Annotated in this window: 14 protein-coding genes; 7 read left to right on the top strand and 7 right to left on the bottom strand. The window is 67.3% G+C overall.

Annotation, left to right across the window (positions count from 1 at the left end):
• Nucleotides 1–69: 69 nt before the first annotated feature.
• Nucleotides 70–885: a MerR family transcriptional regulator gene (locus ACIIOY_RS19275; RefSeq protein ID WP_411036297.1), complete on the bottom strand. Its 816-nt coding sequence runs from the start codon at nucleotides 883–885 to the stop codon at nucleotides 70–72.
• A 193-nt stretch (nucleotides 886–1,078) separates the two neighbouring features.
• Between ACIIOY_RS19275 and ACIIOY_RS19280 the strand changes: the two genes are divergently transcribed.
• Together ACIIOY_RS19280 and ACIIOY_RS19285 are read left to right on the top strand one after the other, a co-directional pair.
• The gene (locus tag ACIIOY_RS19280) at nucleotides 1,079–2,356 is read left to right on the top strand and encodes a 4-aminobutyrate--2-oxoglutarate transaminase (RefSeq protein ID WP_411036298.1); all 1,278 of its coding nucleotides are present in this window, start codon (nucleotides 1,079–1,081) and stop codon (nucleotides 2,354–2,356) included.
• 87 nt (nucleotides 2,357–2,443) lie between these two features.
• Nucleotides 2,444–3,925 carry an NAD-dependent succinate-semialdehyde dehydrogenase gene (locus tag ACIIOY_RS19285; RefSeq protein ID WP_411036299.1) on the top strand — a complete coding sequence of 494 codons (1,482 nt, stop codon included), beginning with the start codon at nucleotides 2,444–2,446 and terminating at the stop codon, nucleotides 3,923–3,925.
• A gap of 36 nt (nucleotides 3,926–3,961) precedes the next feature.
• Here the strand turns inward: ACIIOY_RS19285 and ACIIOY_RS19290 are convergent, their stop codons facing one another.
• Genes ACIIOY_RS19290 through ACIIOY_RS19305 form a run of 4 tightly spaced genes read right to left on the bottom strand, consistent with a single transcriptional unit; the run spans nucleotide 3,962 to nucleotide 6,318 of the window.
• Nucleotides 3,962–4,357: a type II toxin-antitoxin system VapC family toxin gene (locus ACIIOY_RS19290; protein WP_411036300.1), complete on the bottom strand. Its 396-nt coding sequence runs from the start codon at nucleotides 4,355–4,357 to the stop codon at nucleotides 3,962–3,964.
• Nucleotides 4,357–4,596 (bottom strand): type II toxin-antitoxin system VapB family antitoxin, encoded by a 240-nt coding sequence (locus ACIIOY_RS19295; protein ID WP_411036301.1) that lies wholly within the window; start codon nucleotides 4,594–4,596, stop codon nucleotides 4,357–4,359. The genes ACIIOY_RS19290 and ACIIOY_RS19295 overlap by 1 nt, the downstream gene beginning before the upstream one ends.
• 57 nt (nucleotides 4,597–4,653) lie before the next feature.
• Nucleotides 4,654–5,298, bottom strand: a complete 645-nt coding sequence (maiA, locus tag ACIIOY_RS19300) for a maleylacetoacetate isomerase (protein WP_411036302.1) — start codon at nucleotides 5,296–5,298, stop codon at nucleotides 4,654–4,656.
• Between the two features lie 3 nt (nucleotides 5,299–5,301).
• Entirely contained in the window at nucleotides 5,302–6,318 is a 1,017-nt protein-coding gene (locus tag ACIIOY_RS19305) for a fumarylacetoacetate hydrolase family protein (protein ID WP_411036303.1), read from the bottom strand.
• A gap of 113 nt (nucleotides 6,319–6,431) precedes the next feature.
• On the opposite strand from ACIIOY_RS19305, the gene ACIIOY_RS19310 reads away from it, so the two are divergent.
• The gene (locus tag ACIIOY_RS19310; RefSeq protein ID WP_411036304.1) at nucleotides 6,432–6,992 is read left to right on the top strand and encodes a DUF2585 domain-containing protein; all 561 of its coding nucleotides are present in this window, start codon (nucleotides 6,432–6,434) and stop codon (nucleotides 6,990–6,992) included.
• An 8-nt stretch (nucleotides 6,993–7,000) separates the two neighbouring features.
• Here ACIIOY_RS19310 and hmgA read toward each other — a convergent pair whose 3' ends face one another.
• Entirely contained in the window at nucleotides 7,001–8,341 is a 1,341-nt protein-coding gene (gene hmgA / locus ACIIOY_RS19315; RefSeq protein ID WP_411036305.1) for a homogentisate 1,2-dioxygenase, read from the bottom strand.
• Nucleotides 8,342–8,426: 85 nt separating this feature from the next.
• On the opposite strand from hmgA, the gene ACIIOY_RS19320 reads away from it, so the two are divergent.
• Both ACIIOY_RS19320 and ACIIOY_RS19325 read left to right on the top strand, forming a co-directional pair.
• The gene (locus tag ACIIOY_RS19320) at nucleotides 8,427–8,885 is read left to right on the top strand and encodes a MarR family winged helix-turn-helix transcriptional regulator (protein WP_411036306.1); all 459 of its coding nucleotides are present in this window, start codon (nucleotides 8,427–8,429) and stop codon (nucleotides 8,883–8,885) included.
• 88 nt (nucleotides 8,886–8,973) lie between these two features.
• The gene (locus ACIIOY_RS19325) at nucleotides 8,974–9,234 is read left to right on the top strand and encodes a WGR domain-containing protein (RefSeq protein WP_411036307.1); all 261 of its coding nucleotides are present in this window, start codon (nucleotides 8,974–8,976) and stop codon (nucleotides 9,232–9,234) included.
• Here ACIIOY_RS19325 and ACIIOY_RS19330 read toward each other — a convergent pair.
• On the bottom strand, nucleotides 9,231–9,701 hold the full coding sequence (locus tag ACIIOY_RS19330; RefSeq protein ID WP_411036308.1) for an Lrp/AsnC family transcriptional regulator: 471 nt from the start codon (nucleotides 9,699–9,701) through the stop codon (nucleotides 9,231–9,233). The two genes, ACIIOY_RS19325 and ACIIOY_RS19330, sit on opposite strands and share 4 nt — an antisense overlap.
• Before the next feature lie 184 nt (nucleotides 9,702–9,885).
• Between ACIIOY_RS19330 and ACIIOY_RS19335 the strand changes: the two genes are divergently transcribed.
• Together ACIIOY_RS19335 and putA are read left to right on the top strand one after the other, a co-directional pair.
• Entirely contained in the window at nucleotides 9,886–10,086 is a 201-nt protein-coding gene (locus ACIIOY_RS19335) for a hypothetical protein (protein ID WP_411036309.1), read from the top strand.
• 41 nt (nucleotides 10,087–10,127) lie between these two features.
• The gene (putA, locus tag ACIIOY_RS19340) at nucleotides 10,128–13,832 is read left to right on the top strand and encodes a trifunctional transcriptional regulator/proline dehydrogenase/L-glutamate gamma-semialdehyde dehydrogenase (RefSeq protein WP_411036310.1); all 3,705 of its coding nucleotides are present in this window, start codon (nucleotides 10,128–10,130) and stop codon (nucleotides 13,830–13,832) included.
• Nucleotides 13,833–14,128 lie beyond the last annotated feature (296 nt).

A 14,128-nucleotide genomic window follows, 5' to 3' on the forward strand; every position in this document is an offset into this window, starting at 1 on the left:
CTGCACCTTTCCTCCTACTCAGGCACAAAATGCGGCTTGCAGAACACCCATCCTGATCGAGTACAGACCCTAGAACGTCGGCGGGGTGTTGATCCAGATCAGCACCGTCTCGCCGTCGTGGCGGTTGCGCCAGGCGTGGCGGCGGCCGCTTGCGAAATAGAGGCTGTCGCCGGGCCCGAGGTCGTGGAACTCGTGGCCGTCCAGCACCATTTCCATCCGCCCTGAAAGCACGTGCACGAACTCCTCGCCCTCGTGCTCGTAGGCGCCGTCCGAGGAGGCGCCGGGGGCGAGCACGAAGCGGTGGCAGTCCATCATGTTGCGCCCCTCCGCCAGCACCTGCACGGTCACGCCGGGCGAGGTCTCCGGCCAGAGCTTCCACTCCCCTGCCCTGACGACCGACCGGTTGTCTTCTTCCTCCTCGCCGGAAAGCTTCGAGACGGTCGTGCCGTAGTAGTCGGCAAGGTCGTGCAGCACGCGGAAGGTCACGCCCTGCGAGGTGCGCTCGAAGGTGGAGAGCACCGAGGTGGCGATGCCGATGTCGCCGGCGACCTGCTCCAGCGTCTTGCCCGCGGCGTGGCGCAGGCTGCGCAGCTTGCGCCCGACGCCCTGCGGCGCATCCCCTTCGGAGGGCGGCGTCTCGGCGGCGGGCTCCCCGGCCTCCAGCGCCTCGCGGATGGCGGCCGGGTTGAGGCCGCGCTCCGTCCTGTACCAGGCGATGCGCTTCAGCCGCGCGACGTCCTCCGCGCTGTACTGGCGATGGCCGGTCTGCGAACGGCCCGGCACGACGAGCCCCTGGGCTTCCCAAAGCCTCAGCGTGGAGGCCGAAACGCCGGCGAGCCGCGCCGCCTCCGCCACCTTGTAATGCACCGGCTCCGCAGAACCCATCGCGCCAAATCCCTGATTCCGTATTATCGTTCCATAGCATTTCCCGGGACACGCCTGCCGGTTTGAAATCCGTCGCGCCGCCCCCCGTGTAAAATGCCGTTGCATTCTTGCAGAAAAAATGTAGGAATTCCACTTGAAGCTTGCAGAAAAAATGCAAGTTATTGGACAACGCCTCCAGATCCGGGATAAAGCCATGACCGCCACGCCTCTGACAGACCGCAAGAACGCCGCCATCTCGCGCGGCGTGGGCATGACCACGCAGATCTACGCCGACCGGGCGGAGAATGCGGAGATCTGGGACAAGGAGGGCAACCGCTACATCGATTTCGCCGCCGGCATCGCCGTGGTCAATACCGGCCACCGCCATCCGCGCGTCATAGAGGCCGTCAAGAACCAGCTCGACCGCTTCACCCACACCTGCCACCAGGTCGTGCCCTACGAGAACTATGTCGAGCTCGCCGAGCGGCTGAACACCATCACCCCCGGCAACTTCGCCAAGAAGACGATCTTCGTGACGACGGGCGCGGAGGCCGTTGAGAACGCCGTGAAGATCGCCCGCGCCGCCACCGGCCGCCAGGCGGTCATCGCCTTTTCCGGCGGCTTCCACGGCCGCACCTTCATGAGCATGGCGCTGACCGGCAAGGTCGTGCCCTACAAGGTGGGCTTCGGCGCGATGCCGGGCGACGTCTTCCATGCGCCCTTCCCGGTCGAGATGCACGGCACGACGGTCGAGCAGTCGCTTTCGGTGCTGAGGAAGCTCTTTGCGGCCGATGTCGACCCGAACCGCGTCGCCGCGATCATCATCGAGCCGGTGCAGGGCGAAGGCGGCTTCTATCCGGTGCCGGCCAATTTCATGAAAGCGCTGCGCGAGATCTGCGATGAGCACGGCATCCTCCTCATCGCCGACGAGGTGCAGACCGGCTTCGCCCGTACGGGAAAACTCTTCGCCATGGAGCATTACGGCATCGCGGCCGACATCACGACCATGGCCAAGGGCCTCGGCGGGGGCTTTCCGATCGCCGCCGTCACCGGCCGGGCGGAGATCATGGACGCGCCCGGCCCGGGCGGCCTCGGCGGCACCTATGCCGGCAGCCCGATCGGCGTCGCGGCGGCCCATGTGGTGCTCGACGTCATCAAGGACGAGGACCTGTGCAACCGTGCCGAAAGCCTCGGCGCGCGCCTCAAGCAGCGCCTCGCCTCCCTGCGCGACAAGGTTCCGGAAATCGCCGACATCCGCGGCCCCGGCTTCATGAACGCCGTCGAGTTCAACGACGTGGCGACGAAGCAGCCGAGCGCCGACTTCGCCAACAGGGTGCGCCTCAAGGCCCTGGAAAAGGGCCTGATCCTGCTCACCTGCGGCGTGCACGGCAACGTCATCCGCTTCCTCGCGCCGATCACCATCCAGGACGAGGTCTTCGCCGAGGCGCTCGACATCCTCGAAGCTGCGATGATCGAAGCCCGCGCCGCCTGAGCGGCGGCCGAACCGAAATCCCCCGAGGCGGCACCCGGAGCATCGGCTTCGGGTGAACGGCCTTTCTTTTCCGGAAGGAGCGAAACCATGGCCTTCTACGATGCTCTTGCAAAGCACCTGAAGTCGACCGAGTTCCTGCGCGACGCAGGTTATGTCAACGGCAACTGGATCGGCGGCAACGGTGCCGCGACCTTCGACGTCCTCAACCCGGCGACCGGGGAAAGGCTGGCGACGCTGCCGGAGATGGGCGCGGGCGAAACCGCCGCGGCCATCGACGCCGCCTACGCGGCGCAAGGCCCCTGGGCCGCGCGCCCGGCCAAGGACCGCAGCGCGCTGCTGCGCAAGTGGCACGATCTCGTCGTCGCCAATGCGGACGAGCTTGCCGCGATCCTGACAGCCGAGATGGGCAAGCCGCTGGCCGAGGCGAGGGGCGAAATCCTCTACGCCGCCGCCTATGTCGAGTGGTATGCGGAAGAGGCCAAGCGCATCAACGGCGAGACGATCCCCGCGCCCTCCGCCGACAGGCGCATGCTCGTCATCCGCCAGCCGGTCGGCGTCGTCGGCACCATCACGCCATGGAACTTCCCGGCGGCGATGATCGCCCGCAAGGTCGCCCCGGCGCTCGCCGTCGGCTGCACGGTGGTCTCCAAGCCCGCCGAGCAGACGCCGCTCTCGGCCATCGCCCTTGCGGTCCTCGCCGAAAAGGCGGGCCTTCCGGCCGGCGTCTTCAACCTCATCCTCGGCACAGATGGGCCGGCGATCGGCAAGGAGCTCTGCTACAATCCGAAGGTGCGGAAGATCTCCTTCACGGGCTCTACGGAGGTCGGCCGCATCCTGATGCGCCAGTGCTCCGACCAGATCAAGAAGGTGAACCTGGAGCTCGGCGGCAACGCGCCCTTCATCGTCTTCGACGACGCCGATCTCGATGCGGCCGTGGAGGGCGCCATGGCCTCGAAGTACCGCAATGCCGGCCAGACCTGCGTATGCGCCAACCGGCTCTACGTGCAGGCGGGCGTCTATGACGCCTTCGCCGAGAAGCTGGCGAAGAAGGTGGCGGAGCTTTCGGTCGGCGACGGCTTCGACAAGGCCACGACGATCGGCCCGCTGATCGAGGAAGCGGCCGTCAAGAAGGTCGAGGCACATATCGCCGACGCCCTTTCCAAGGGCGCGACGGTGGTGGCCGGCGGCAGGCGTATCGACGGCAAGGGCACCTTCTTCCAGCCGACCGTGCTGAAGGACGTCGCCCGCGGCATGGCGGTCGCGAAGGAAGAGACCTTCGGCCCGGTCGCCCCGCTCTTCCGCTTTGACACGGTCGAGGACGTGATCGAGCAGGCCAACGACACCGAGTTCGGCCTTGCCGCCTACTTCTTCGCCGGCGACCTCAAGAAGGTCTGGAAGGTGGCCGAAGCGCTGGAATACGGCATGGTCGGCGTCAATACCGGCCTCATCTCCTCCGAGGCCGCCCCCTTCGGCGGCATCAAGCAGTCCGGGCTTGGCCGCGAGGGCTCCGCCCACGGCGCGGACGACTATCTGGAGCTGAAATACATCTGCATGGGGGATGTGGCCTGACCATTCAGGATCGCCCCGCCTCGCGCGGGGCGATTTTCATGCGGCTTCGATATCCGTCCTGGCGAAGTCATCGCCTTTATAAAGCAGCGGCATGCAGAGTTGCCGGGCGCAGGCATAGGCGAAACAGTCGCCGAAGTTCAGGCCGGCCGGATGCCGGCCCTTGCCGAAACGCTGGTAGGCATCGACAGCTGCGGCTGTCAGCGCCGGCTCGATTGAAATGACTGTAACGTCGAAGGGGCGAATATAGGCCTCCACCTCCCGCAGGGCCGCCTTCGGCTCAAGCCCGAAGATCCGCCCGTAAGCAACCGAGGCCTCCCAGAGCGCCATGGGGGACGTCGTCCGCGCATCCGCGCGCATGAGGCGTGCGGAGAGCGATTCCGCATCGCTTTCATCCGCCATCATGGCGACCATGGCTGAAGCATCGACGAACATCAGTCCTCGTACAGGCTGTCGATGAAAGCCTTGTCGGCCTTGAGGCCGGTCGGAGAGTATTTCCGGTTCAGCTCGCGGGTCATGGCGATGGCCTTCTCCACCAGCGTCGGCTGGCTCTCGGCTCGCGCCAGCTCACGCGCCAACGCCTGCCGCACCGCCTCGGTCTTGCTGACCTTGCGCAGCGTGGACAGCCGTTCGGCAAGCCGGTCGACCTCCTGGTCCTTGACATAGAGCGGCATGGTATATCCTTCCCTTTCAAGAGGTATATATAGCATGCCGCAGCCCGGCAGGAAAGGTCAGGCCGGCTTCACCGCCTCCGGATGGGCCGCCTGGAAGGCAGGAAGGGCCCGGCAGGTCCCGGCGATGCGCCGGACCCGTTCGAGGCCGGCGATGTCGGCGCCCCAGCGCTCGGCGTTGTAGACCTGCGGCACGAGGCAGAAATCGGCCATGGTGGGCGTGTCGCCGTGGCAGAAGGTGCCGGTGGCCGGATCGGTCAGCAGGGCCTCGACGGCGGAAAGGCCGTCGCTGATGAACTTCTTCATCCAGCCGGCGCGGACCTCCTCCCCGCCCCCGGTGATCTCCAGCACATGGTTGGCGACGCCCGTGTTGCAGACGGCGTGGATCTCCATGGCGATGGCGTAGGAGAGCGTGCGCACGCGCTGCCGGCCGGGCGGGTCGGCGGGCAGGAAACGCGCCCCGGGGCGCGTTTCGGAAAGGTATTCGATGATCGCGAGGGATTGCGTCAGCGTCCGCCCGTCGATCGTCAGGGCCGGCACGAGGCCCTGCGGATTGCGGGCGCGGTGTTCCGGCGCGCGCTGCTCGCCGGCGAGCAGATCGACGGGCACCCGCCGGTACGGCAGGCCGAGGCTTTCGAGCGCGATGCGCACGCGGTAGCTGGCGGAAGAGCGCCAGTAGTCGTAGAGCACGATGCCGTCGCTCATCGGTCAGCCCTTATCGTAGCGTGTCACGGTCTGCTCGATCGCGCCGAAGATCGAGTGGCCGGCCTTGTCCTTCATCTCGATGCGCACGGTGTCGCCGAACGTCAGGAACGGTGTCTTCGGGGCGCCGGTGGCGATCGTCTCGACGGTGCGGATCTCGGCGATGCAGGAATAGCCGGCGCCGCCCTCCGGGACCGGCCTGCCCGGCCCGCCGTCCTGCCTGTTGGAGACGGTGCCGGAACCGATGATCGAGCCGGCGACGAGCGGGCGGGTCTTTGCCGCATGGGCGACGAGCTGGCCGAAATCGAACGTCATGTCGACGCCGGCATTGGCCCGGCCGAAGGGCTTTCCGTTGAGCGAGACGAGGAGCGGCAGGTGCAGCCTGCCGCCGTCCCAGGCCTCGCCCAGCTCGTCCGGCGTCACGGCGACGGGGGAGAAGGCGGAGGAGGGCTTGGACTGGAAGAAGCCGAAGCCCTTGGCAAGCTCGGCCGGGATGAGGCCGCGCAGCGACACGTCGTTGACGAGCATGACCAGCTTGATCGCCTCGCGGGCTTCCTCGACGCTTGCGCCCATCGGCACGTCGTCGACGATGACGGCGACCTCGCCCTCCATGTCGATGCCGAAGGCCTCGTCGGCCGCAAGGATCGGATCGCGGGGGCCGAGAAAGCTGTCGGAGCCGCCCTGGTACATCAGCGGATCGGTCCAGAAGCTCTCCGGCATCTCGGCATTGCGCGCCTTGCGCACCAATTCGACATGGTTGACGTAGGCCGAGCCGTCCGCCCATTGGTAAGCCCGCGGCAACGGAGAGGCGGCGTCGTGCTCGTGGAAGCGCATCGTCGGCTGCGAGCCGGTTTCCAGCCCCTCGGCGACCCGCGCCAGCCGCGGCGCGACATGCGCCCAGTCGTCCAGCGCCGCCTGCAGCGTGCGGGCGATGTGGCCGACTTCCGAGCAGCGCGTCAGGTCGCGCGAGACGACGACCAGGCGGCCGTCGCGGGTGGAATCCTTTAATGTCGCAAGTTTCATGCGCCTCTCTCCCGATCTTGTTTCCGGCCGGCGGATCGTGTCATCTTCCGGCCGCCTGTCTCCACCCGCATGCGCCGTTTCCGCGGCGCATTGCCTCTCCAAGGAAATCCCGCTTGAACCCCACGGCCCGAAATTCCCTGCTGATCGCCGCCGGCTTCATCGCCGCGACGGCCATCATCCTTTATACGATGGGTCAGCCGCTCATCTGCAAGTGCGGATATGTCAAACTGTGGCGCGGCGTCGTGGTTTCCTCTGAAAACTCGCAGCACCTTTCCGACTGGTACACGCCGAGCCACATCATCCACGGCATCCTGTTCTTCGGCTTCTTCACGCTGATCCTGAGGAAGGCGAGCATCAACGTGCGGCTCGCCCTTTCGCTTGTCGTCGAATGCTCGTGGGAAATCCTCGAAAACACCGACATGGTCATCAACCGCTACCGCGAATCGACCATCTCGCTCGACTATTTCGGCGACAGCGTGATCAATTCGAGCGCGGACATCCTCGCGATGGTGGTCGGCTTCTTCCTCGCCGCGCGCCTGCCCGTCTGGGCGAGCGTCGCGATCATCGTCTTCTTCGAGGCGCTGACCACATACCTCATCCGCGACGGGCTGGCGCTCAACATCCTGATGCTCGTCTGGCCGCTGGAGGCGGTGAAGGCCTGGCAGGGCAGCTGACCGGCCGGTCATTTGACGCCCGGCGTGCCGTCGAACTTGCGCTCCAGTCCGTCCCAGCAGTCGAGATAGTTTTCCTGCAGCGTCTCCAGCTCGGCGGCGAACTTCGTGAGCTGCTGCGGGAAACGCGTCTCGAACATGAAGGCCATGGTGTGGTCCAGTTTCACCGGCTTCAACTCGCTGCCGGAGGCCTTCTCGAAGCCCATCGTGTCCGGGCCGTGCGGCAGCATCATGTTGTGCAGGCTCATGCCGCCGGGAACGAAGCCCTCCTCCTTGGCGTCGTACTGGCCATGGATCAACCCCATGAATTCGCTCATGATGTTGCGGTGGTACCACGGCGGGCGGAACGTGTGCTCGGCGACCAGCCAGCGCGGCGGGAAGATGACGAAGTCGACATTCGCCGTGCCGGCCTCCTCCGTCGGCGCCGTCAGGACGGTGAAGATCGATGGATCGGGATGGTCGAACAGGATCGCCCCGACCGGCGAATAGGTCCGGAGGTCGTATTTGAACGGCGCGTAGTTGCCGTGCCAGGCGACGACGTCGAGCGGCGAATGGCCGATCCCGGTGACGTAGAACTTGCCGCACCATTTGACATGGACCCTGCAGGGCGTCTCCTTGTCCTCGTAGGCGGCGGCCGGCGTCTTGAAGTCGCGCGGATTGGCGAGGCAGTTGGCGCCGATCGGACCGCGGTCCGGCAGGGTGAACTTCGCCCCGTAGTTCTCGCAGATGTACCCGCGCCAGACATCCCCCTCGCCGATGCGGGCGACCTTGAACATCATGCCGCGCGGGATGAGGCAGATCTCCAGCGGCTCGACGTCCATGATGCCCATCTCGGTGAAGACGCGGATGCTGCCGAGCTGCGGCACGACGAGCAGCTCGCCGTCGGCGTTGAAGAAATAATCGTCCACCATGTCGGCATTGAACGTATAGGCGTGCGCGGCCATGCCGACCTGCGTCAGCACGTCGCCGGCGGTGGTCATCGTGCGGATGCCTTCGAGGAAGTTCAGCCTTTCCTTCGGCGCCGGCAGCGGGTTCCAGCGCAGCTGGCCGAGCGGAAGCGAATGGTCGTCGAGGCAGGGCGCGGTCTTCCAGTGCGGATAGCCGGCATTGCTGAATCGGCGGGTGTGCCGCACGCTCGGGCGGATGCGGTAGAGCCAGGAGCGCTCGTTGGTGCCGCGCGGCGCGGTGAAGGGCGAGCCCGAAAGCTGCTCGGCATAGAGGCCGTAGTTGCATTTCTGCGGGCTGTTCTGGCCCTGCGGCAGCGCGCCGGGCAGGGATTCCGTCTCGAAGTCGTTGCCGAAGCCCGGCATGTATTTCAGGCTGTTGGCGGTCTGCGTCGCATGATCCGGCATGGCTTGCCCTCCTCTGCAGAGCGTGCTTGTCGTCAGATGGTTACAGATGTAACTGTCCATTTTGTAACCATCAAGGCGACCGCCCATGGACTTCAAGCTCGAAACCTTCCTGCCCTACCGGCTCAACCAGGCAGCCGAGCGGGTGAGCCAGCGCTTCGCCGCGCAGTACCGCGTGCGCTACCGCATGACGCGGCCGGAATGGCGGACGCTCGCCGCGCTCGGCGCCTACGGCCGCATGACGGCAACGGAGATCGGCGCCAATTCCAGCATGCACAAGACGAAGGTCTCCCGCGCGGTGCGGGCCCTGGAGGAAAAGCGCTGGCTGAAGCGCAGCGAGGACGCGAGCGACCGCCGCATCGAGCATCTGGAGCTGACGCCGGCGGGCCGGCGCATCCACGGCGAGATGATCGAGCTTGCCCGCCGCTACGAGCAGGAACTGGCGCGGCTTCTCGGCACGGCCGGCCTCAAGCAGCTGGAGGCGGGCCTTTCGGCCGTCGAGGCCGGGCTGCCTGCGCAGGCCGTCCGGCGCGGCCCGAAGGACTGACGACGCTTCACCGGCATGAATCGATCCGGCCGGATCGATTCAAAGCTTTCATTGGACGGCCTTTCCGGGCTCCGGCAGACTCGATGGCATGCCGAACGCCCATGCCTTCCCGACGATCCACCGTTTCCGCCGCATCGACGCGGCGCGCAACATGGCCCGCTTCTACCTGCTTTCGCTGGAGCCGACGCTCTTCGGCGAGGTCGCCGTCCTGGCCCACTGGGGCCGCATCGGCACCCGCGGACGGCAGGCGCTCAGCCTGCATGCCACGCTGGCAGAAGCGGAAGCGGTGCTCGCGCGCCAGATCGCCCGGCGGCGCAAGCGGGGATACGCCGCGCTCACGACTGCCTAACCACGCTCCTTGACGGTCTCCATCGCCACGTTGGTCGACGTGTTCGCGACGTAGGGCAGGTTGGAGATCCGTTCGCCGAGGACCAGCCGGTACTTCTTGATGTCGCGCGTGCGGATTTTCAGGAGATAGTCGAAGCGGCCGGCGATCATGTGGCACTCCTCGACCTCCTTGATCTTCTTCACGGCCGCGTTGAAGCTGGTCAGGGCCTCCTCGTGCGTGTTGGTCAGCTTCACCTCGGCGAAGGCGATATGGTCGAGGTTCATCTTCGCGGGATTGAGGATCGCCTTGAAGCCCTGGATGAAGCCTTCCGCGATCAGCCGCTTGAAGCGGTTCTGGCACGGGGTCTTCGACAAGCCGACCCGTTCCGCCAGCTCGGCGACGGAGATGCGGCCGTTTTGCGCGAGTTCCTCGAGGATTTTCCGGTCGAATGCGTCCAATGACCCATCGACATGCGTATTATCGGGCAATCAACCCTCCATTTTTCCGAAAATAGACCCATATAGCCTAATCTGAAGCGATATGAAGTCCATCTGTTTTTATGCGGCGTGATATTGTCCCGCCCAGTTTCCCGGAACGAAAGCACGCCACCCGGCCGCCCTCGGCGCAGCCGGATGCGGGCGATGGTCCGGCGCCGGCGGCAGGGGGATAGTGGTGCAAGACGAGAGCTTCGATGATAGCATGTCGCCGGACCTGCTCAGCCGCTACAAGCCGCTCGCGATCCGGGCTGTCGTGGCGGCCTGCAGCATCAGAGCGGAGCCCGCGCGCGCCGGACCGGGCGTTCCGCTTCGCCACGCGCCGCAGTTCCATGACGTCCCGAACCGGGACGAGCCTGCAATAGCCTTCATCCGCTGAACCCTGTTTCGCAAGACACCGAACCGCTTATAGGTCCTTCCATGCAGAACCCCGCCGCCGCCTCCCTTCCCGCCGCCGACGAGACCGTCGCCCCGTTCTCGCGCTTCGCCCCGCCGATCCGCCCGCAGGGCGAGCTGCGCCGGGCGATCACGGCCGCCTACCGCCGGCCGGAAACCGAGTGCCTGCCGCCGCTCGTCGCCGCGGCCCGCGTTTCCGAGCGGGAGCGCTACGACATTCGCAACACCGCCCGCACGCTGATCGAGGCGCTGCGCGCCAAGCACAAGGGCACCGGCGTCGAGGGACTGGTGCAGGAATATTCGCTGTCGAGCCAGGAGGGCGTGGCGCTGATGTGCCTTGCCGAGGCGCTGCTGCGCATTCCCGACACCGGCACGCGCGACGCGCTGATCCGCGACAAGATCGCCGAGGGCGACTGGAGCTCCCATATCGGCGGCGGCAAGTCGCTCTTCGTCAACGCCGCCACCTGGGGCCTCGTCGTCACCGGCAAGCTGACCTCCACCGTCAACGACCGCGGCCTTTCCGCCGCGCTGACGCGCCTCATCGCGCGCGCGGGCGAGCCGGTCATCCGCCGCGGCGTCGACATGGCGATGCGCATGATGGGCGAGCAGTTCGTCACCGGCGAGACGATCGAGGAGGCGCTGAAGCGCTCCAAGCCGCTGGAGGCCCGCGGCTTCCGCTATTCCTACGACATGCTGGGCGAGGCCGCGACGACCGCGGCCGATGCCGAGCGCTACTACCGCGATTACGAGGCCGCCATCCACGCCATCGGCAAGGCCTCCGGCGGGCGCGGCATCTACGAGGGCCCCGGCATCTCGATCAAGCTTTCGGCGCTGCATCCGCGCTACAGCCGCGCGCAGGCCGCCCGCGTCATGAGCGAACTGCTGCCGAAGGTGAAGGCGCTCGCGGCGATCGCCAAGGGCTACGACATCGGCCTCAACATCGACGCGGAGGAGGCCGACCGCCTGGAACTGTCGCTCGACCTGCTCGAAAGCCTCTGCTTCGACGAGGACCTCAGGGGCTGGGACGGCCTCGGCTTCGTCGTGCAGGCCTACGGCAAGCGCTGCCCCTTCGTGCTCGACTACATCATCGATCTCGCCCGCCGCGCCGGCCGGCGCGTCATGGTGCGCCTCGTCAAGGGCGCCTATTGGGACGCCGAGATCAAGCGCGCGCAGCTCGACGGCCTCGAAGGCTTCCCGGTCTATACGCGCAAGATCTATACGGACGTCGCCTATGTCGCCTGCGCGCGCAAGCTGCTCGCCGCGCCCGATGCCGTCTTCCCGCAGTTCGCCACCCACAACGCCCAGAGCCTTGCCACGATCTACCACCTCGCCGGCCCGGACTTCTCTGTCGGCAAGTACGAGTTCCAGTGCCTGCACGGCATGGGCGAGCCGCTCTATGACGAGGTGGTCGGCAAGGACAAGCTCGACCGGCCCTGCCGCATCTACGCGCCCGTCGGCACGCATGAGACGCTGCTGGCCTACCTCGTCCGCCGCCTCCTCGAAAACGGCGCCAACTCCTCCTTCGTCAACCGCATTTCCGACCCGAAGGTCACCGTCGAATCTTTGATCGCCGATCCGGTGGACATCGTCGCCGCCATGCCGGTGGTCGGCGCGCCGCACGACCAGATCGCGCTGCCGGCCGCGCTCTACGGCAAGTCCCGGCAGAACTCGAAGGGCCTCGACCTCTCCAACGAAACGACGCTCGCCGCCCTCTCGGCCGAGCTCGCCGCCACCGCCGCCAGGCCATGGCATGCGCTGCCGCTGCTCGCGGACGGCTCCGCGCAGGGCGAGACGAGCGACGTGCTGAACCCGGCGGACCACCGCGACGTCGTCGGCAGCGTCACCGAGGTGAAGGCCGAGGATGCCGGGCACATCGTCGCGATGGCAGCAAGCAGCCTCGCCGACTGGGCGGCGGTCCCGCCCGCCGAGCGCGCCGCCTGCCTCGACCGGGCGGCGGACATCATGGAGGGCTGCATCCAGCCGCTGATGGGGATCATCATGCGCGAGGCCGGCAAGTCGGCGGCCAACGCCATCGGCGAGGTGCGCGAGGCGGTCGACTTCCTGCGCTACTATGCCGATCAGGCCCGCCGCACGCTGGGGCCGTCGCACCTGCCGCTCGGCCCGGTCGTCTGCATCAGCCCGTGGAACTTCCCGCTCGCCATCTTCACCGGCCAGGTCGCCGCCGCCCTGGTGGCGGGCAACACGGTGCTCGCCAAGCCCGCCGAGGAGACGCCGATCATCGCCCACGAGAGCGTGAAGATCCTGCACGAGGCCGGGGTTCCCGCCGGCGCGCTCCAGTTCGTGCCTGGCGGCGGCCGTGTCGGCGCCGCCCTCGTCGGCGCGCAAGAGACGGCCGGCGTCATGTTCACCGGCTCGACGGAGGTCGCCCGCCTCATCCAGGCGCAGCTTGCCGAACGGCTTTCGCAGGCCGGCAGGCCGATCCCGCTGATCGCCGAAACGGGCGGCCAGAACGGCATGATCGTCGATTCCTCGGCGCTCGCCGAGCAGGTGGTGGGAGACGTCATCGCCTCGGCCTTCGACAGCGCCGGCCAGCGCTGCTCGGCGCTGCGCGTCCTGTGCCTGCAGGACGACATCGCCGACCGCACGCTGACCATGCTCAAGGGCGCGCTCAACGAGCTGACGCTCGGCCGCACCGACAGCCTCAACATCGACATCGGCCCGGTCATCACGGCCGAGGCGCGCGACGGCATCAACCGGCACATCGAGCGCATGCGCGAGCTCGGCAACAAGGTCGAGCAGCTGGCGCTGCCGGCGAGCGCCGGGCACGGCACCTTCGTTCCGCCGACGATCATCGAGATCAAGAGGCTTTCGGACCTCAAGCGCGAGGTCTTCGGCCCGGTGCTGCACGTCATCCGCTTCCGCCGCACCGATCTCGACAAGCTGATCGACGACATCAACGCTTCCGGATACGGCCTCACCTTCGGCCTGCACACGCGCCTCGACGAGACGATCGCGCATGTCACCAGCCGCATCAAGGTCGGCAACATCTACGTCAACCGCAACATCATCGGCGCGGTCGTGGGCGTCCAGCCCTTCGGCGGACGCGGCCTTTCCGGCACCGGCCCGAAGGCCGGCGGCCCGCTCTATATCGGCCGCCTCGTGCAGAAGGCCCCGGTGCCGCCGCAGCAGGATTCGGTGCACACCGATCCGGCGCTGCGCGACTTCATCACCTGGCTCGACCGCAAGGGCAAGGCCGCGGAAGGCGAGACGGCGCGCAGCTTCGCCAACCGCTCGGCCCTCGGCCTCGTGCGGGAGCTCACCGGCCCGGTCGGCGAGCGCAACCTCTATGCGCTCCATCCGCGCGGCCGCATCCTCCTCGTGCCGAAGAGCGAATCCGGCCTGCTGCGCCAGGTCGCAGCCGCCCTTGCGACGGGCAACCAGATCGCCGTCGACGGCACCCGGCCGCTCCAGCCCGCGCTGGCGGACCTGCCGGCCTCCGTCGCCGCCCGCCTCGCCTGGACGACCGACTGGGAGAAGGACGGCCCGTTCGCCGGCGCGCTGGTCGAGGGCGACGCGGAGGACGTGCGGCGCGTCAACCGCGAGATCGCGGCCCTTCCCGGCCCGCTCGTCCTGGTGCAGGCGGCAACGACCGAGGAACTCGCCGACGACCCCGAGGCCTATTGCCTCAACTGGCTGCTGGAGGAAGTCTCCACCTCCATCAACACCGCCGCGGCCGGCGGCAACGCCAGCCTGATGGCCATCGGCTGATCCATCGCGGCGGCGGGCCGTATATCGCCGCGGCGCCTCGTCCGGCCTGCCGGCCACCTTCTCCTCCCGCAGGCGGGGAGGAGGAGATATGCCGTGCCGACTTTTTCAGGGCATCGATGTCGCGTGAGACAGGCTCCCTCTCACCCGCGGCCTTTCTCCTCCATCGAATCACTTCGCATCAGACGGCGCCGCAAGCGCTTTCGCCACGCGCTTCGAGGGCGAAGAATAGGGCGCGTCTACCTCTGCGTTTCCTTCGCCTCCCATATTCCCGCGCGCGCTGCTGGCACGGCATGCTT

This window comes from Shinella agrisoli (assembly GCF_046557955.1).
Lineage (GTDB): Bacteria > Pseudomonadota > Alphaproteobacteria > Rhizobiales > Rhizobiaceae > Shinella.